The organism is Mesorhizobium sp. L-2-11, from assembly GCF_016756595.1.
Lineage (GTDB): Bacteria > Pseudomonadota > Alphaproteobacteria > Rhizobiales > Rhizobiaceae > Mesorhizobium.
The window spans coordinates 5,281,958-5,298,348 of record NZ_AP023257.1; the positions used below are offsets into that span (position 1 = coordinate 5,281,958).

The 16,391-nt window shown below is 61.6% G+C and carries 17 protein-coding genes and 1 pseudogene; 6 read left to right on the top strand and 12 right to left on the bottom strand.

Annotated features, from left to right (window positions below; translation table 11 throughout):
* Positions 1–2: 2 nt before the first annotated feature.
* From JG739_RS25230 to JG739_RS25255, 6 genes are all read right to left on the bottom strand, one after another.
* Complete coding sequence (locus JG739_RS25230; protein WP_202363886.1) at positions 3–125, bottom strand: DUF1127 domain-containing protein; 123 nt, start codon at positions 123–125, stop codon at positions 3–5.
* 203 nt (positions 126–328) lie between these two features.
* Entirely contained in the window at positions 329–1,144 is an 816-nt protein-coding gene (locus JG739_RS25235) for an alpha/beta fold hydrolase (RefSeq protein WP_202363887.1), read from the bottom strand.
* A 149-nt stretch (positions 1,145–1,293) separates the two neighbouring features.
* Positions 1,294–1,710 carry a DsrE family protein gene (locus JG739_RS25240; RefSeq protein ID WP_202363888.1) on the bottom strand — a complete coding sequence of 139 codons (417 nt, stop codon included), beginning with the start codon at positions 1,708–1,710 and terminating at the stop codon, positions 1,294–1,296.
* 70 nt (positions 1,711–1,780) lie between these two features.
* The gene (locus tag JG739_RS25245; protein WP_202363889.1) at positions 1,781–3,118 is read right to left on the bottom strand and encodes a tetratricopeptide repeat protein; all 1,338 of its coding nucleotides are present in this window, start codon (positions 3,116–3,118) and stop codon (positions 1,781–1,783) included.
* Positions 3,119–3,344: 226 nt separating this feature from the next.
* Complete coding sequence (locus tag JG739_RS25250) at positions 3,345–3,527, bottom strand: hypothetical protein (protein ID WP_202363890.1); 183 nt, start codon at positions 3,525–3,527, stop codon at positions 3,345–3,347.
* Between the two features lie 77 nt (positions 3,528–3,604).
* Entirely contained in the window at positions 3,605–3,781 is a 177-nt protein-coding gene (locus JG739_RS25255) for a DUF1127 domain-containing protein (protein WP_342216426.1), read from the bottom strand.
* A 305-nt stretch (positions 3,782–4,086) separates the two neighbouring features.
* On the opposite strand from JG739_RS25255, the gene JG739_RS25260 reads away from it, so the two are divergent.
* Positions 4,087–4,536, top strand: coding sequence for a dihydrofolate reductase (locus JG739_RS25260; RefSeq protein ID WP_202363891.1), 450 nt, complete (start codon positions 4,087–4,089; stop codon positions 4,534–4,536).
* A gap of 65 nt (positions 4,537–4,601) precedes the next feature.
* Here the strand turns inward: JG739_RS25260 and JG739_RS25265 are convergent, their stop codons facing one another.
* Positions 4,602–6,101 (bottom strand): DUF6600 domain-containing protein, encoded by a 1,500-nt coding sequence (locus JG739_RS25265; RefSeq protein ID WP_202363892.1) that lies wholly within the window; start codon positions 6,099–6,101, stop codon positions 4,602–4,604.
* Positions 6,102–7,118: 1,017 nt separating this feature from the next.
* Here JG739_RS25265 and rnk point away from each other — a divergent pair.
* From rnk to JG739_RS25285, 4 genes are all read left to right on the top strand, one after another.
* Positions 7,119–7,580, top strand: a complete 462-nt coding sequence (gene rnk, locus JG739_RS25270) for a nucleoside diphosphate kinase regulator (protein ID WP_202363893.1) — start codon at positions 7,119–7,121, stop codon at positions 7,578–7,580.
* A 625-nt stretch (positions 7,581–8,205) separates the two neighbouring features.
* On the top strand, positions 8,206–8,685 hold the full coding sequence (locus JG739_RS25275; protein ID WP_202363894.1) for a VOC family protein: 480 nt from the start codon (positions 8,206–8,208) through the stop codon (positions 8,683–8,685).
* Positions 8,686–8,734: 49 nt separating this feature from the next.
* Positions 8,735–9,178 (top strand): SRPBCC family protein, encoded by a 444-nt coding sequence (locus JG739_RS25280; RefSeq protein WP_202363895.1) that lies wholly within the window; start codon positions 8,735–8,737, stop codon positions 9,176–9,178.
* A gap of 46 nt (positions 9,179–9,224) precedes the next feature.
* Positions 9,225–9,671, top strand: coding sequence for an SRPBCC family protein (locus tag JG739_RS25285; RefSeq protein WP_202363896.1), 447 nt, complete (start codon positions 9,225–9,227; stop codon positions 9,669–9,671).
* A gap of 171 nt (positions 9,672–9,842) precedes the next feature.
* Here the strand turns inward: JG739_RS25285 and JG739_RS36245 are convergent.
* Positions 9,843–10,047 (bottom strand): annotated as a pseudogene (locus JG739_RS36245) (microcin ABC transporter ATP-binding protein); the annotation flags it as partial.
* Positions 10,048–10,112: 65 nt separating this feature from the next.
* A complete protein-coding gene (locus JG739_RS25295) occupies positions 10,113–11,063 on the bottom strand; it encodes an AraC family transcriptional regulator (protein WP_202363897.1) in 951 nt (316 codons plus the stop codon).
* Between the two features lie 500 nt (positions 11,064–11,563).
* Between JG739_RS25295 and JG739_RS25300 the strand changes: the two genes are divergently transcribed.
* Positions 11,564–12,391: an alpha/beta fold hydrolase gene (locus JG739_RS25300; RefSeq protein ID WP_202363898.1), complete on the top strand. Its 828-nt coding sequence runs from the start codon at positions 11,564–11,566 to the stop codon at positions 12,389–12,391.
* A 251-nt stretch (positions 12,392–12,642) separates the two neighbouring features.
* Here JG739_RS25300 and JG739_RS25305 read toward each other — a convergent pair whose 3' ends face one another.
* The 3 genes from JG739_RS25305 to JG739_RS25315 are packed head-to-tail and all read right to left on the bottom strand — an operon-like array spanning position 12,643 to position 16,301.
* Positions 12,643–14,262 carry an ABC transporter ATP-binding protein gene (locus tag JG739_RS25305; RefSeq protein WP_202363899.1) on the bottom strand — a complete coding sequence of 540 codons (1,620 nt, stop codon included), beginning with the start codon at positions 14,260–14,262 and terminating at the stop codon, positions 12,643–12,645.
* A 1-nt stretch (position 14,263) separates the two neighbouring features.
* Positions 14,264–15,385 carry an ABC transporter permease gene (locus tag JG739_RS25310; RefSeq protein WP_202363900.1) on the bottom strand — a complete coding sequence of 374 codons (1,122 nt, stop codon included), beginning with the start codon at positions 15,383–15,385 and terminating at the stop codon, positions 14,264–14,266.
* Complete coding sequence (locus tag JG739_RS25315) at positions 15,378–16,301, bottom strand: ABC transporter permease subunit (RefSeq protein WP_202363901.1); 924 nt, start codon at positions 16,299–16,301, stop codon at positions 15,378–15,380. The genes JG739_RS25310 and JG739_RS25315 overlap by 8 nt, the downstream gene beginning before the upstream one ends.
* Positions 16,302–16,391 lie beyond the last annotated feature (90 nt).

Below are 16,391 nucleotides of genomic sequence, written 5' to 3' on the forward strand. Positions count from 1 at the left end.
GTTCAGCCCGCCTTGCCTTCTTGGCCGCTCTTCAGACCGCGGACCACCAGACCAATCTCGGAGCGGCTGATCCCGATGTCCTTCAGGAGGGCATCGTCCATTGCCGCAAGGGTCCGTTCCGCCATGCGGTGAACCCGGTAATTCCGCAAAGAGCGGTAAGCTGCTCGCATTCTCGACATCGCAATACTCCATTGATTGGCGCCGCGGGATGCAGCGATGCCATTGGATTTAAACCATCGCTGTTTCAGGCGTTTTTCCGCGCCGAACTCGAAGTGTTTCGTTTGTTTCAGCGCCGAGCGGCAATGCGCTGAATGGTGGCGTGTGGCGCTCAGCCGAAGCTTGTCACGAACGCCGCGACATCTGCTGCAAAGCGGTCGGGTTCTTCCCAATGAACCGCATGTCCGGCAGCCGGATAGACGAGAAACCTCGCGTGCGGGATCGCCGCCCTCAGCGTGACCTGTTCAGCCCGCGGAAAGAACTCGTCCCGGTCGCCCCAGACGATGAGTGTCGGAGCCCGGATCTCGCGAAGCCGCTCCGAATGATCGTCGCGCGCCAGAGAAGCCGCGACCGCCTTCCAGACACGTGCCGGAAGCTTCAGGCTCTCGATGATGATGGTGTTCAGGAACTCCGGTGAGATAGGCTGGGCCAGCGTGCTTTCCTGAAATGACCGCACGAAATCCGGATCAACCGGGTCGGCGAGAGCCGAGATGGCTCCCACCAGTTCCTCGACGCCGGGATTGCCCTTCGTGGTCGAATAGGAGCCAGCCAGCACCAGGCCAATCGTGCGGCTCGGGAAGTCGATCGCGAAGCGCTGCGCGATTGAGCTGCCCATCGAATGTCCGACGATCACGGCGGCTTCAATCCCGAGCACGTCCATGAAGGAGGCGAGGTCCGCGGCGAAATCCGACGCACTATATCCTGACTGCGGCCGGCTCGCATCGCCATGTCCGCGTTGCGAGAGTGCGATCGCTCGGAGGGAACGCGGTAACAGACAAAGTATCTCCTCGAAGGAGTGCCAGGAATCCGAGTAACCGTGCAGGAACAGGATCGGCAAACCGTCAGCCTCGCCCTGTTCCGCAAAGGGAATTTCGATGCCGTCTCGGATGGTGACGAGTGATGTCTCAAGTCTTGTTTTCAGCAACATGGTTCATCTCCATTGTATTGCGCGTCATCACGCCCCGCACAGCCGCCATTGCGGCTGGCGTTGGGAATTCAGGCTCGTTAGCGAGGGAGACGGCGTAGCGAGGGATGGGCGGGTTGGATTCTTCCATCCGCCCGTCGGCAGCCGATCCGTTAGAAATACTGGCAGTGATCCGCTTTGACCGCCTTCTCGGTTAGAAACCAGCCGGGATCCACGATTCCATCAGCCTCTGCGATGAGGTCGTCCGGCTTGACCTCGAAGGTTTGAGCTGCATAGCGGCAGCCATAAAGGCGGACGTTGCCCGTGCTGACGAGGAGCTTCAGGAAATCCTCGATTTCGGTCGGCTCGCCGTCTTTGGTCATGCGGGCGCGCAGCCAGTCGGCATCGTCCTTGTGCCGGCCATCCACAGTGAGGGAGGCTGCTCCCTCGCTGGTCAGCGCCCGCACCGCCCAAAGCAGGAAGAGTATGTCCACCTGCACGCCCTTCCTGGCTTGCGTGTAGGCGAAGGTCAGCGGGGTGAGCATCATATCGTAGGAATCGTCGCGAACGACGATGGCGAGATTTTTCATGATGTGGTCTCCAGATGGTGCGGCGACATTTCGTTAAAGTCGTCCGGATGGGTGATGGGCGTAGGCCGGCTCAGGCAGCTTTCTTCTCTGGCGATGCGTTCGCTTCGGCCCGTGAAAGGAAGCTTCGGTTGACCGGACTGTGGGGCTTCAGCGCCAGCCGCTCATTGGCGATAGCTTCGGCCATTGCGATGAGGCCGCCGCGGACGGTTGCCTCCGCAAGCGTCCAGTCGATGATGTCGCGCTGCGCATGGCTGCCGCCGAACGAGTTGACGATGAAGCGAGCGCCGTAAAGGCGATCGGCAGCGGTCTGGTAGTCGCCGCGCCAGAAGGCTGCGAAGCCTTCCACCAGAGGCACGGCGGTACGCCGTCCCCATTCGGCGGCGTCATTCGAGCCCTTGCCTGCGCGATAGGCCGCGAGAATACGGTCGACATCTGCATCGCGTCCCGCTCCGAGATAGGCCATCACCGCGTGCCAATCATTGAACGGGTAGGTGCGGCCGTCGGCGTGGCTGTCCCAATTGGCCGCGAGCTCGTTCCACCGATCGCCGACGTCGTGCCTTGACAGGTGTAGCCGCCAGAGAAGCGCCGAAGCGTCGACCATATCAAGCGCCACGATGCTGCGGTCGTGTCGGATCGGGCCGTCATAGAGCGCAAACACCTCGTCGGCTTGGCCGAGATCCAGGTGATAGAGCGACCGATGCCACCAATTGTGGACCTTGAAGAAATTGTCGTCGCCCGACCAATGCGGCTCGCGCGCGATCATCCAGCCGATGCCGTCTTCGGCGCGGCCCTGCATTTCCATCACATGAGCGACCGCATGGTGCGCCCAGCAGTCGAGCGGCTGGAGGTCCACCGCGCGCCGGCCGGCCTCTTCGGCCCTCCGGTAATCGCCGGTTTCCTCAAGGCCGAAGGAATGCATACCGAGCAGGATCGAATAGCCCGGCATGTCCGCCGACCACTTCGGAAGGACGCGGGCGATGCGATCGCGCAGATCGCGGGCATTGGCCCGGTAGAAGTCCATCAGGTGGCCGGACTGGAGCGCCACGAGATCGTGCGGGTGAAGCATGCTGTGGCGGTCAAGCGCCACCGCGGCGGCGTTCCAGTTTCCCTCAACAAGGAGGTCGAGCGCGGCAACGTGCGAGGCCTCGCGCTCGGAAAGGCGCATAGTCTTGAGCTTCGAGAGAATGTCTTTCGCGGCCCTGGTCGCCTCCGGCTCGGTGGCAAGAGCGAACAGATGCGCCTTCATGATGTGCGCCATCGCAAAGCCGGGGGCGACCTCGATCGCGTGGTCCAGAATGCCGACCGGGTCGCCGCGATATATATTGAAGGCTTCGACGGCTTGGTCGAAGAGGTCTCTGGCTTCGCTCGTTGCGCCCGATAGCGCGTTTCCTTGGAGATCGGAGATCATGGATTCTGCCCTTCTCTTGAGAGTGACCGCTCGGCGCAGCAGTGCCGACTGCCCGTCTCGCGGTTTCGATGCTAAGCTAGACCTGCTTCGTTGAAGCGGTTAATGAGCGATGCGCCGGATCTGTTGACCGATCCGCCGCCGTTGAGGAGACGTCGCCGGATGGACGCGCTCTTGGACATGCTGCGTGACATGCGTCTCACGGGCGGTATCTTCCTTGTCGCCGAGTTCAGCGCTCCATGGTGCGTTGCGCTTCGGCGTGGTTGAATGCCCACGCCCAGCGCAGGCCCTGATTGAAATAGGCCTGCGCCAGCGGGTTGGCAGTGGTGACAGGGTAGGAATGACTGCCGAGGTTTTCGACTCTGCAGCCGCTGCCTGGCCTGGCGGTGCGGAACGCCCGTTTCATGGGCATTCGCGGCGGGCGCCGCCAGAAGGGGCGGCCGCGCTCGCACAGGCCAGTAGCGGGAGCCTGAATGAAAGCTTCATGGTTCAGCCCGCCTTGTCTTCTTGGCCGCGCTGCAAGCCGCGGCCCACCAAGCCAATCTCGGACCGACTGATCCCGATGTCCCTCAGGAGGGCATCGTCCATTGCCGCAAGGGTCCGTTCCGCCATGCGGTGAATCCGGTAATTCCGGAATGAGTGGTAAGCTGCTCGCATTCTCGACATCGCAATACTCCATTGATAGTCGCCGCGGGATGCAGCGGTGCCATTGGATTTAAACCATCGCTGTTTCAGGCGTTTTTCCGCGCCGAACGCGAAGTGTTTCGTTTGTTTCAGCGCCGGGATGGACTTGTGAGAAGGAGTTCCATAGTCCGGCCGACGACATTCAAAACAACTTCCTCAACGAGGCGGTGGACCAGCTAACCGCAGCGGAGTAAGGCAGCGAGTTGGGTCATCCTGCCAAAGCGCGTGGCGCAGCATGAGGTGCAAGCGTTGAGAACGCGACCAGACCGGCTATCGATGGAGTATTCATGAAGAAGACTGTTGTTAGAGTCGTCTGTGCCATTGGCCAAGCGGGGCAGCTCGGCCTCAAAGGGGGCCTTCCCTGGGAAGGCAACCGGTCGCCGGAGTTCGTCGCCGACGTTGCACGATTTTTCGACCTCACCAGAGGACATGTCTTGCTCGCCGGTCCCAAGACGATCGCCAGCGTTCCGGATTTTGCTCGCGCGGATCGGGATCTGGTCGTCGTTCGCTCCAGCATGGATCCCGAGGAGACACTCCGGCGCTTCGTCGGCCGCGTCGTCTTCATTGGCGGCGGTCCACCAGTGTGGGACGCCTACGCGCGCTTCGTCAGCCATTGGGATATCACGCGGCTGCCTTATGACGGACCGGCGGACCGCTGGTTCGACGCAAGATGGCTTACGGCGGGTGGCGAGGGTGCCAGAAATCACCGCCGCCCCAGCACTCACCGCGACCAATGAAGGCTCGACTCACTGCGGGCACCGCGGTGCAACGACGGCGGTGCCCGTAGTCTTTAGCCGCACACCTAGCAGTTCGCCCGAGTCTGCGGATCGCAGGCCTTGTCTTCTTGCTGCTGTGGTTTGGGCTCGGCCTGCTGCTGCTCGGCGGCGGGCTGCTCCTCGGCCTTCGGCTTCTCGGGCTTGGCCGCCTGTTCAGGCTCGGCCTGCTGCTGCTCGGCGGCGGGCTGCTCCTCGGCCTTCGGCTTCTCAGGCTTGGCCGCCTTTTCCGGCTCGGCCTGCTGCTGCTCGGCGGCGGGCTGCTCCTCAGTCTTCGGCTTCTCAGGCTTGGCCGCCTTTTCCGGCTCGGCCTGCTGCTGCTCGGCGGCCGGCTGCTCCTCGGTCTTCGGCTTCTCGGGCTTGGCCGCCTTTTCGGGCTCGGCCTGCTCCTGCTCGGCGGCCGGCTGCTCCTCAGTCTTCGGCTTCTCGGGCTTGGCCGCCTTTTCGGGCTCGACCTGCTCCTGCTCGGCGGCCGGCTGCCCCTCGGCCTTCGGCTTCTCGGGCTTGGCCGCCTGTTCGGGCTCGGCCTGCTCCTGCTCGGCGGCCGGTTGCTCGTCGGTCGTCGGCTTCTCAGGCTCGGCGGTCTCTTCCGGCTTGACCTCTTCATCCGGCGCCTGTTCGGTCGCTGCTGCGCCTTCGGTCGGCTTCGACTTCCGGGCTGCCTGAACCTGCTTCACCTCCTCGATGTCTTTGAGTTCAGCTGGCTTAGCCTCGGGATCGGCTTTCACTTCAGCTTCAAAGACCGTGACCGTATTGTCTTCCACTTTGCCGGCCTGCTCGGGCGTCTCGGTCTCGCTGACCTCGACGACGGTCACCTGCTGGTTCGTCTCCTTCTCGATCACATCAACATCAATGACTTTGTTGATCACCACGTTGTTCTGGATCGTCACGTCGCCGACCGGCTCGGCCGCCTCGACAATGCGCACAAACTCCGGCTCATCACGGATTACGACGACAGAAACGTCATCAGCGAGGAATTCGCGGGTCGGGACCACGACCCAGTAAAAATCCGGGGTGGTGTCGATGGTCACCTCGATTGAAATCAAATCGGGATCGCGGCGCGGCGGCAGCGGAGCCCAGATGACGTGCTCCCTTTCGCGCCGCCAACTCACCCATGCCGGCGCCCAACGAGTGCCGGGAACCCAGTACCAGCCGATGTCGTCGGCATAGCCCCAGCGGCCGTAATGGTAGGTCGCCCACCCGAACGGCTCGTCCGACACCCAGAGCCAGCCATACTGCTCGGTATAGACCCAATGCCCAATGGTGTACGGACGCCAATCGTCAGGTACATCAACCGGGACGAAAACGGTCGCTCCCCGGTACGAAACCCAATCACCATGGGAAGACAGTTCATCGTAGAATGTGCTGATCGAAATGGAAACGTCGGTGGCTGCCCTCGCCTCGGATACAAGCGACAATGGCGCCACCAGTGGCGCCACCGGGTTAGGAATCTCGACGACCGTGAGCACGCCAGCGGTTACGCCGCCCAGCATCAGCCGTACAATTTTTTGGGCAAGGACGCGTTTCATCGCAGTTTCCTCCGAAACAGATCGCCCTTCATCGTGGAAACTCACCGGCCGTCGAATTGTTCCGGCCTGGCATGGCACGATGATACGGATCAACATCAGAGTTGCTTCATGAGGTCGGCGAGCCGGATCACGACCGTTGTGCGCAGCGGTCCCCCGACGCAAATGTCGCACATCGACGGTAAAGCCTGCCCGGCCCAGCCCGGCGATCGGCAGCGAACGTGGAGTCAGTGGCGAATCGCAAACCTTTGAGACTAGCGAATGCATCCCTCGCTTCGTCATCCTACGGCAAGCAAGGGGCGAAGCGACGCGGCGCAGACCCTAGGATCCATGCCGTTAGGCCAGCCGAAGAATGCTACGGCCCAGAACTGAACGCTACCCCTGGTTCCGCGAAAAAGCTCGAACCATTCTTCTCGATCAGTTCGATCTTCCACTGGCGGAAGCGCCGTTCTGGGTCGCTGCATTCTTCGGCGGATGTCACGGCATTGGATCCCAGGGTCTCCGCGACGTCGCTTCGCTCCTGCTCCGCCCTAGGATGACGAAGGTGTGGTGCCTGTGGCGTTGGATCGGCGGCTGCAGGTCGCCCTTGGCTGTCTTGTCGACAAGGCGGGACAGATGTGTCTTGGCTATTGACGATGTGGATTGCGAACTCCATGCCTTAGTCCACGAAACGTAGTCTACCCTAACTTCAAGGGCATCTGCCGAAGAAGGCTGAGGGCCGCGTCCTGCTACAGGGCCGTCTTGACTTCCCCGATCTCGGCACCAACTACGGTTATATGAACGCCACAAAAAAGATCCGTCGCGATTTTCTTTTCCGGGTTTGCCCCATCGCGGGATCGTAACCCCCGGCTCGGCTGCCATGCGCCCCGGGCCGAGGGGGCAAGCACATAAAATCGACATCGAACATACGCAGGCCAGCACCGGCTCTGGGGCATCGGCTTTGCGCAATATCTGCCTCGAATTGACCGGTTCCACCATGCTTGAGGCAGCCCGCTCAACTGAGAATACGAGTACTCGAAAATGCAAGATAACATGAAGGCCCGGCGCAAGCCGACCATCCGCATCTCGAAATCGGACCATGCGCGTTTATCGGCGCTTGCCAGCGCCGTGGCTGCACGGAATCCGCAGGCTTCCGATGAACTGCTCGGCGAACTCGAGCGAGCGCGCATCGTTTCCGATGGTTCGATCTCCGCGGGCGCCGTCCAGATGGGTTCGACGGTGACGTTCAAGCCCGATACCGGTGACGCGAAAACGGTTACGCTGGTTTTTCCTGGCGATGCAGACATCTCCGAAGGCAAGGTTTCAATCCTTACGCCGATCGGCACGGCCCTGCTCGGTCTCTCGGCCGGACAATCGATCATGTGGACCGCTCGAGATGGGCGCCGGCATGAATTGTCGGTGCTTGCCGTGAACCGGCCTGCTCGGGAAGGCGATGCAGCCGATCAGCGTGCACCAGCACCTTCGACGACGGCGGGCGACTAAAGCGCGTCGCGTTCGCGTTTGACCGGCCTCATGCGGCGGCGCTTTAGATTGTTGTTTTTATGCATGTTGTCATCGCAAATCCGCTGGACACCCTCGGGTCAGGCCCTGCGTCAGGCCGAGGGCATGCTTTTGAGCGTGTTTCCGGCGAAGGCATCAGCGCGCCGAGGACCTCAAGCGACCTTCTTCGCGAACGCCTCGTGATATGGACAACCGGTGCTGGAGCAAACGGCCCTGCCCTACGCCGACCCGCCCTTTAGCCTCTTGACGTGCTCCAGAACAATTGCAGGGTCATAGGGCTTCGCGAGGTGGTCGGGCAATCAGTCGTTCAGCAGGCACAGAGGGATCGAATCGGGGTTAGGCCAGCCGCGTGGCAGAAAATAAGAGGTTGGCTGTCGGGAGGCACGCCACTTGTTCGTCCTCGGGACACGAAGCAACGAAGACAGGTGAGACCCGTGAGAAGGTTCAGATCATCGAACACGTCTCTGGACGGTGTGATCCAGGCCGACAGTGCGTTCAGCGGCCCCGTTCTGGCCGACGAGCCGCCCAAGGGCTGGTTCGACTGAGGTCTGGCAATCGCGGCGCGAACAAATACCCCACGAACGAACAAGAACCGAGGAGATTAGATATGACGAAACTCGTGACCTGCCTGTGGTTCGATCACGGCGAAGCACGCAAGGCGGCGGAATTCTATGCCGCCACTTTTCCCGACAGTCATGTGGATCGGCTGAATGCGGCCGCGTCGGACTATCCCGGCGGCAAGGAAGGCAATGAACTGACGGTCGAGTTCACTGTGCTCGGCCAGTCTTTTCTCGGCCTGAACGGCGGCCCGAATTTCAAGGCGAACGAATCCGTCAGCCTGATGGTGCTGACCGAAGATCAGGAAGAGACCGACCGCTACTGGAATGCGATCGTTGGAAACGGCGGCAGCGAAAGCGCCTGCGGATGGTGCAAGGACCGGTGGGGCTTCTCCTGGCAGATCACGCCGAAGCGGCTGATGGAACTGACGACCAGCCCGGACCGCGCCAAGGCCAAGCGCGCGATGGAGGCGATGATGACGATGAAGAAAATCGATATCGCGGCGCTGGAAGCCGCAGCAGCCGACTGACCCGATCCAAGGCAAGACGCCCTGGTGAACTCGATGAATGGAGATGATCATGCCCAACACCGTTAAACTGCACCGGGTTTTGGCCACGAAGCCCGAAAAGGTCTATCGCGCATTTCTGGAACCTGACGCGGTCGCGAGTTGGCTGCCGCCCTTCGGTTTTACCTGTACTGTGCATGAGCTTGAGGCGAAGGAAGGCGGCAAGCACAGGATGTCTTTTCGAAACTTCACGACCGGGCAAAGCCATTCCTTCGGCGGCACCTATCTGAAACTCGTCCCCGGCGAGACGCTCGTCTACAGCGATGTGTTCGATGATCCGAACCTTGCGGGCGAGATGAAAGTGACCGTCACGCTGACGGCCGTTTCAGTTGGAACGGAGATGACGGTGGTTCAGGAGAACGTGCCCGATCTGATCCCCGTCGAGGCATGCTATCTCGGTTGGCAAGAGTCGCTGCGCAAGCTTGCCAATCTCGTCGAGCCCGAAATCACGCAATAAACCGTCTGCGTGATCTCATCCGACTGCGACGACAAGGAAACCAAAAATGACCAACCAGCAGATCACCATTGCCACCACGATCGCCGCGCCGATAGAACGCGTCTGGCAGGCCTACACGACGCCCGGCGATATCACGCGGTGGAACTTCGCTTCCGACGACTGGTGCTGCCCAAGCGCGGAAGCCGACCTAAGGGTGGGCGGCGGCTACAAGGCGCGCATGGAAGCCAAGGACGGCAGTTTCGGCTTCGATTTCGAGGCGGTGTACGAAGAGGTCGAGCCGTACAAGGCGATCGCATTCGCAATGAGCGACGGGCGCAAGGCGCGTACGACCTTCGAAGCCGCAGGGGACGGTACGAAGGTGACGACCATATTCGATGCCGAGGCGCAGAACTCCATCGAGATGCAGCGTGACGGCTGGCAGGCGATCCTGAACAACTTCGGGCGTTATGTTGAATCCAGCGCAGGACGTGAGCAAGTTCAAGGAGGTCGTTGAACTCCACCGGAAGTAGTTTTTCCAGTTTTTATCGGCTGAGACGATCGTCGAGATCAAGCCCTCCAACACCCGAGGCGATGATCGAGATTGAAGCCATGGCAGCCGTGGCTGCAGACGACGGTCTATTCGCCTCGGGATCTTTCAACGACCATCCGCTGCTGACCGGTCGCGCTATGCACTCAAGCGAAACCGTGTGACGTCGATGGCCGCGGCCATCAGCGTCCGCGGGTAGGCTGGCTGCGGATTGCTGAAGATCGCCTCGGTCGGCCCTTCCTCGACGATTTTGCCCTGCTTCATGACGATGATGTAGTCTCCATGGCACGGACGACGGCGAGAGATCGTGGCTGATGAACAGGTAGGATAGTTCATGGTCGGAGCGGCGAAGGACCAAAATGACGGCCGCACGGCTCCTCATACGTATCAGCAAACGGCGTTCACGCCCTACTGCAGTTTGCGCCAGGCCATGGGGGGCATGTCGAATGCCCGTCTGAAGGCCCGATTGAACGCGGCTTCCGATTCGTAGCCGATCTCAAAAGCGATACGGGCGATGGGTTCATGGGAGCCCTTCAGGCGCTGGGCGGCGACCTGCATTCGCCAATTCGCCAGGTAGCGCATTGGCGGTTCTCCTATGAGGCTCGTGAATCTCTCGGCGAACGCGGAGCGCGATAATCCGATTTCATGCGCAAGCTCCTCCGTGGTCCAGCGGTGCGTCATACGGCTGTGGAGCAGTGCAAGCGCCCGCCCCACCGCGGGATCGCGCAGGCCGGCGAGCCATCCGTTCGCCTCTGGTCGCAGCGACCTTACATAACGGCGCACTGCCTCGACGAACAGCAGTTCGGCAAGCTTGCCGAGCACGGCCGGCGACTCGATGCGGCTTTCCGCCAACTGATGCGCGGCAAAGCGGAACGAGCTTTCAATCCAGCTGCCAGAAGCGCCCTCCTCCACGCCAATTTTGAGCATCCTGGGCAAGATACCGCAGATCGCCGTGTTGGGCGTATTCGTGCCGAGGTAACCGCACAGGATTTGCGTCCGCTCGCCACCGCCTCCGTAGACGATGCGCGCCATTCCCCCTGCTCCTGCAGGCTGGATCAGGAAATGGGCGTTGACCGGCCTGAGATTGGCCGCACTGCCGAGAACATGCCCGTCGTTGCGCGGGATCAGAATGATCTCGCCAGCCTGGACCGAAACTGGCGCATGCCCTTCCGTCTGCAGGACAAGGCGACCGGCGGTCACGTAATGATAGGCAATCAGATGGAGCGGCGCCGGCATGAAAGGGCTGCAGTCCTCGGGCGCGACCTGCGAGGTCACACACCAGGGTGCGGTGAACTCAGCCTCAAGAAAGACACCCCCCGTAAGCTGCATCGTCCTGCAGATATCCAGCAGCGCATCCATGACCACCTCATGCTCCGGCGGATCGGGCAAGAGAACCGGCGTCCCCATCATTCTAAAAGGACGCGAGCTGCATCATAACCTATCGCAACAGGACAGTAATGAGTATCCGCGCGAAGAGATCGTGACGGATCCCGCGCGCCGAATGCGTCAGCGGTTGCGAATGCTGTCGCCCATCAGAGGACACATAGATGACCGACTTCAGACATCGTCTGCCGCAGCTCGGTGGCGACATCTTTTTGACCGATGCCGGGATCGAGACGAAGCTGATGTTCCTGGAGGGTTTCGACCTCGCCTATCTTGCGGGCAGGCCACGAAGCTGGATGGCGGGAACCGATCGAGCTTGGCCTTCGATATCGAAACCTCGGCAGTCGCTTCCGCCACGTCGACGTGCTGGGCGGCTGTGGCACCGATCACCGACACATTGAACAGATCTGCATCCACTGCCCGGAAGCGGGTTGAGAAGGATCACACAGGGCGAGATCGCCCTCAGGGAGGACATAATGAGCGACAATTTGAGGTCATATACAATCAGACTCGACAACGGACTTTCGGTTCCATGCGTTGAGCACGGCAATCCCGCCGCGACGCCGCTGCTGCTCCTGCACGGATATACGGACAGCTGGCGTTCGTTTGAGCCTGTGCTGCAGAAGTTCCCGGCTTCGGTCCGCGCAATCGCGTTCACACAAAGGGGGCACGGCGAAGCGGGGAAACCCGCCGAAGGCTACACCCCCAGAGATCTCGCTTCAGATGCCGTGGCGCTGCTTGACCGATTGGGCATTGGCCGCGCGGTTATCGCCGGCCACTCTATGGGCAGTTTCGTCGCGCAGCGGATTGCGATCGATTATCCCGACCGGGTCGCGGGGCTCGTCCTCGAGGGCTCGTTTCCGGCAACGGCGGGCAATGCTGCCGTGGATGAGCTCTGGCGGGAGGTTGAGCATTTCACAGATCCCATCGAAAGGGATTTCGCCCTTGCTTTTCAAAGCAGCACGCTCGCGCAACCAATCCCGCGCGCGCTTCTTGAAACCTTCGTCGACGAAAGCCTAAAGACCCCCGCTCGCATATGGAAGGACGCATTGAGGGGGCTGATGGACGCCGACCATACGGCGGAGCTTACACTCATCCGGGCGCCAACGCTGGTCATGTGGGGCGCGGCCGATGCATTGTTTCCGCGCTCGGATCAGGACGTGCTCCTCGCACGGATTCCAGGCGCCCAGCTGTCGCTCTACGACCGGGCCGGCCACTCGATCCATTGGGAAGAGCCGCTTCGCTTCGCTTCGGATGTCGCTGCGTTCATCGAGGCCAGGACTACGTCCCAACAAGCCGCCTAGGCGCTGACAAGCGCAGCCAACCTGAGTAGATCGGGGACCACGTTCGCGGTCTCGGAGGCAACCGACAGCCAAGCGCCTGCGCGCAAGCCGCCGTTGGTGGACAAGAGTCAGCAGCGGCTCGCGCAAACTCGCTATGCTTGTTCTGTTGGCGGTAACGCTCACGGTTCTGATCGCATTGGCCGCCTTGGCGTATTTGGCGAACGTTTCCATAGTTGATCCATGGATCGACCATCCGCTGCTGACCGGTCGCGCTATGCACTCAAGCGAAACCGTGTGACGTCGATGGCCGCGGCCATCAGCGTCTGCGTGTAGGCTGCCTGCGGATTGCTGAAGATCACCTCGGTCGGCCCTTCCTCGACGATCTTGCCCTGCTTCATGACGATGATGTAGTCGGCCATGGCGCGCACGACGGCGAGATCATGGCTGATGAACAGGTAGGACAGTTCATGGTCGGCCTGCAGCTTGCGCAACAATTCGACGATCTGCTTCTGGACGGAGCGGTCGAGCGCCGACGTCGGCTCATCGAGGACGACCAGCTTGGGCTTGAGGATCATCGCCCGGGCGATGGCGATGCGCTGGCGCTGGCCGCCGGAGAATTCGTGCGGGTAGCGATTGCGCGCATTCGGGTCGAGCCCGACCTCGCGCAAGGCCTCGACGGCGCGCAGATCGCGTTGCCTGCCCGACAGGGCCGGCTCATGCACCAGAAGCCCTTCGGTGATGACCTGGCCGACGGTCATGCGCGGCGACAGCGAACCGAACGGGTCCTGGAAGACCAGCTGCAATTCGCGCCGCAGCGGCCGCATGGCCTGACGGTCGGCGGCGGAAATATCGCGATCGCCAAAGCGGATGAGGCCATCGCTTGGCAGGAGCCGCAGCAGGGCTCGGCCGAGCGTGGATTTTCCCGAACCGGATTCGCCGACGATGCCAATGGTCTGGTTGCGTTTGAGCCGGATCGAAATGTGATCGACTGCGCGCAGGATCAGCGGCTCTCCGGCAAGAAACCCACCGCCGATCCTGAAGGTCACCTCGACATTCCTGCCTTCGAGCAAGACGGGCGCATTTGGCGGTGGCGGCGCCTTGGTGCCGGTCGGCTCGGCGGCCAACAGCATCTTGGTATAGGCATGCTGCGGATTGACGAAGATCGCTTCCGCCTCGCCCTCCTCGACGACTTCGCCGGAGCGCATGACATAAACGCGGTCGGCAAGGCGTCGGACAATGCCGAGATCGTGGGTGATGAAGACAATCGCCATGCCGAGCTTGCGCTGCAGCTCCGCAAGCAGCATGAGAATCTGCGCCTGGATGGTCACGTCGAGCGCGGTCGTCGGTTCGTCTGCGATCAGTATGTCGGGGTCGTTGGCCAGCGCCATGGCGATCATGACCCGCTGTCGCTGGCCACCCGATAATTCGTGCGGATAGGATTTCATCCGCCGCTCGGGATCGGGAATATGGACCAGCCGCAAGAGCTTGAGCGCCTCTTCGCGTGCTTGCGCCGCGCCAAGGCCACGATGCCGACGGATCGGTTCGATCAGTTGGTTGCCGATCGAATAGAGCGGATCGAGCGAGGTCATCGGCTCCTGGAAGATCATGCTGATCTTGCGGCCGCGGACCTGGTTGAGCTCGGATTTGCTCAGGGTCAAAAGATTGCGGCCGCGATAGTCGACGACGCCCGTCGCCTCGCCGTTCGAGGCCAGCAGGCTCATCGCCGCCATCATCGTCTGGCTTTTGCCGGAACCGGATTCGCCGACAACGGCAACGGTTTCGCCTGCATTGACGTGGATGTTGATGCCCTTGACCGCCTCGACCACACCGTCAAGTGTGCGGAAGCGGACGCGAAGGTCCTTGACGCTGAGGATCGTTTCGGAAGTGTCCATCTCAACGATCCCTGGGGTCGAGCGCGTCGCGCAGGCCGTCGCCGACGAAATTCAACGCGAACAGCGTCGAGACAAGGAAAAACGCTGGGAACAAAAGCAGCCAGTTGGCGGTGCCGATGTTCTTGGCGCCGGTCGAGATCAGCACGCCCCAGCTGGTCATCGGTTCCTGCACGCCGAGCCCGAGGAAGGACAGGAAACTCTCCAGGATGATGACCTGCGGCACCAGCAGCGTCATATAGATAACCACCGGGCCAAGCAGATTGGGAATGACGTGGCGGATCAGGATGCCGCGCTGGCCCACGCCCATCGCCTCCGCCGCCTGGACATATTCCTGCCGCCGGATCGACAGCGCCTGGCCGCGCACGATGCGCGCCATGTCGAGCCACAGCACGGCGCCGACCGCCAGGAACATCAGCACGAAGTTCCGGCCGAAGAACACCACCAGCATGATCACGAAGAAGATGAACGGCAGCGAATAGAGCACATCGACGATGCGCATCATCACCTCGTCTATCTTGCCGCCGGCAAGGCCGGCCGTAGCGCCGTAGAGCACGCCGATAACGCCGGCGACGACCCCGGCGAGCAGGCCGATCGCCAGCGAGATGCGCCCAGCCATCAGCGTTCGCGACAAGAGATCGCGGCCGGTATTGTCAGTGCCGAACAGGAAATATTGCTGCCTGATCGAAGCGCTCATCACCGCTTCAAGGCCGTCAGGCGATTTACCCTCGATCTTTGTGTCATCGAAGGCATCCGAACGGTCTAGGTAGCGGACATTGCGATCGTCGATCGGCTTGCGCGATGTGACGGTGACGAAGATGCGGTTGCCTTCCTGCCGCCACTGCTTGATGTCGACACGCATGCGCTTGATCGCCTCGTTGAGCGCGATTTCTATCTTGTCGGGCTTCGGATAGGCCGACAAGCTCGGCGGCATGCGCACATAGTCGGCGTAGATGGTGGTGTATCGATGCGGCACCAAAGAGGGTCCGAACACGCTGAGGATCGCGATGAAGGCAAGATAATACAGGCTGAACATGGCGGCGCGGTTGGCCTTGAGGCGCACCCAGGCATCGCCCCACAGGGAGCGGCCGACGATGGCCGGAGCGGTGGCTGCGATGTCAGTCATAGCGCACCCTCGGATCGACGAAGGCGTACATGACGTCGACGATCAGGTTGAAGACGATGGTGAACAGCGCGATGACCACCACGGTGCCCATGACCAGCGTGTAGTCGCGGTTGAGCGCGGCCTCGACGAAATAGCGGCCGATGCCGGGAATGGAAAAGATCGTCTCGACGATGATCGAGCCGGTGAGAAGTGCCGCCGCCGCCGGGCCGGTGAAGGAGACGATCGGCAATATGGCGCCGCGCAGGGCATGCTTGACGACCACCGACCAGTCCGACAGGCCGAGCGCATGTGCGGTGCGAATGTGGTGCGAGCGCAGTGATTCGATCATCGAGCCGCGCATCAGGCGGGCGACGATGGCGAGTTGCGGCAAGGCGAGGGTCAGCACAGGGCCGATCTTGTTGAGCAGGGCGCCATCACCCCAGCCGCCGATCGGCAGTAGTTTCCAGGTCAGTCCGAACAGAAGCTGGATAACCGGCGCGATGACGAAGGTCGGAATGGTGCTGCCGGCGGTCGCCAGGGCGATCACCGAATAATCGGCAAGTTTGTTCTGGTTGAGCGCGGCAATAGTGCCGAGGAGGCTGCCGAGCAGCAGCGCCAGGATCAGGGCCGAGGCGCCGATCTGGATCGAAACGGGCAGGCCCCTGGCAAACAATTCGCCGACAGTGAAATCCGGCATATTGTAGCTCGGACCGAAATTGCCACGCAGCAGATTGCCGAGATAGTGGACATATTGCAGCCAGAGCGGGTCGTTGAGGCCGAACTGCGCTTCAAGATTGGCCTTGATCTCGGGACTCAGGCCCCGCTCCTGATTGAACGGGCCGCCAGGCGCGACACGTATCAGGAAGAACGCCATGGTCACGATGACGAACAGCGTCGGGATGGCGGTCAGGAGCCGCCGGAATACGTATCGTAGCATCGGTTCCCCGCTTTGCCAGCAAACCGGAGCCGCCGCCCCTAGCGCATGACCAGAACCGAAGGTTCGACAAGGATCACGCGCAAAATCAAG

Coding starts and splice junctions, on each gene's coding strand:
- JG739_RS25230 (WP_202363886.1), bottom strand. CDS start 125: ATGGCGGAACGGACCCTTGCGGCAATGGACGATGCCCTCCTGAAGGAC.
- JG739_RS25250 (WP_202363890.1), bottom strand. CDS start 3,527: ATGCCCATGAAACGGGCGTTCCGCACCGCCAGGCCAGGCAGCGGCTGC.
- JG739_RS25315 (WP_202363901.1), bottom strand. CDS start 16,301: ATGCTACGATACGTATTCCGGCGGCTCCTGACCGCCATCCCGACGCTG.
- rnk (WP_202363893.1), top strand. CDS start 7,119: ATGCAAGATAACATGAAGGCCCGGCGCAAGCCGACCATCCGCATCTCG.
- JG739_RS25285 (WP_202363896.1), top strand. CDS start 9,225: ATGACCAACCAGCAGATCACCATTGCCACCACGATCGCCGCGCCGATA.
- JG739_RS25300 (WP_202363898.1), top strand. CDS start 11,564: ATGAGCGACAATTTGAGGTCATATACAATCAGACTCGACAACGGACTT.
- JG739_RS25255 (WP_342216426.1), bottom strand. CDS start 3,781: ATGTCGAGAATGCGAGCAGCTTACCACTCATTCCGGAATTACCGGATT.
- JG739_RS25295 (WP_202363897.1), bottom strand. CDS start 11,063: ATGGATGCGCTGCTGGATATCTGCAGGACGATGCAGCTTACGGGGGGT.
- JG739_RS25275 (WP_202363894.1), top strand. CDS start 8,206: ATGACGAAACTCGTGACCTGCCTGTGGTTCGATCACGGCGAAGCACGC.
- JG739_RS25265 (WP_202363892.1), bottom strand. CDS start 6,101: ATGAAACGCGTCCTTGCCCAAAAAATTGTACGGCTGATGCTGGGCGGC.
- JG739_RS25280 (WP_202363895.1), top strand. CDS start 8,735: ATGCCCAACACCGTTAAACTGCACCGGGTTTTGGCCACGAAGCCCGAA.
- JG739_RS25260 (WP_202363891.1), top strand. CDS start 4,087: ATGAAGAAGACTGTTGTTAGAGTCGTCTGTGCCATTGGCCAAGCGGGG.
- JG739_RS25245 (WP_202363889.1), bottom strand. CDS start 3,118: ATGATCTCCGATCTCCAAGGAAACGCGCTATCGGGCGCAACGAGCGAA.
- JG739_RS25310 (WP_202363900.1), bottom strand. CDS start 15,385: ATGACTGACATCGCAGCCACCGCTCCGGCCATCGTCGGCCGCTCCCTG.
- JG739_RS25235 (WP_202363887.1), bottom strand. CDS start 1,144: ATGTTGCTGAAAACAAGACTTGAGACATCACTCGTCACCATCCGAGAC.
- JG739_RS25305 (WP_202363899.1), bottom strand. CDS start 14,262: ATGGACACTTCCGAAACGATCCTCAGCGTCAAGGACCTTCGCGTCCGC.
- JG739_RS25240 (WP_202363888.1), bottom strand. CDS start 1,710: ATGAAAAATCTCGCCATCGTCGTTCGCGACGATTCCTACGATATGATG.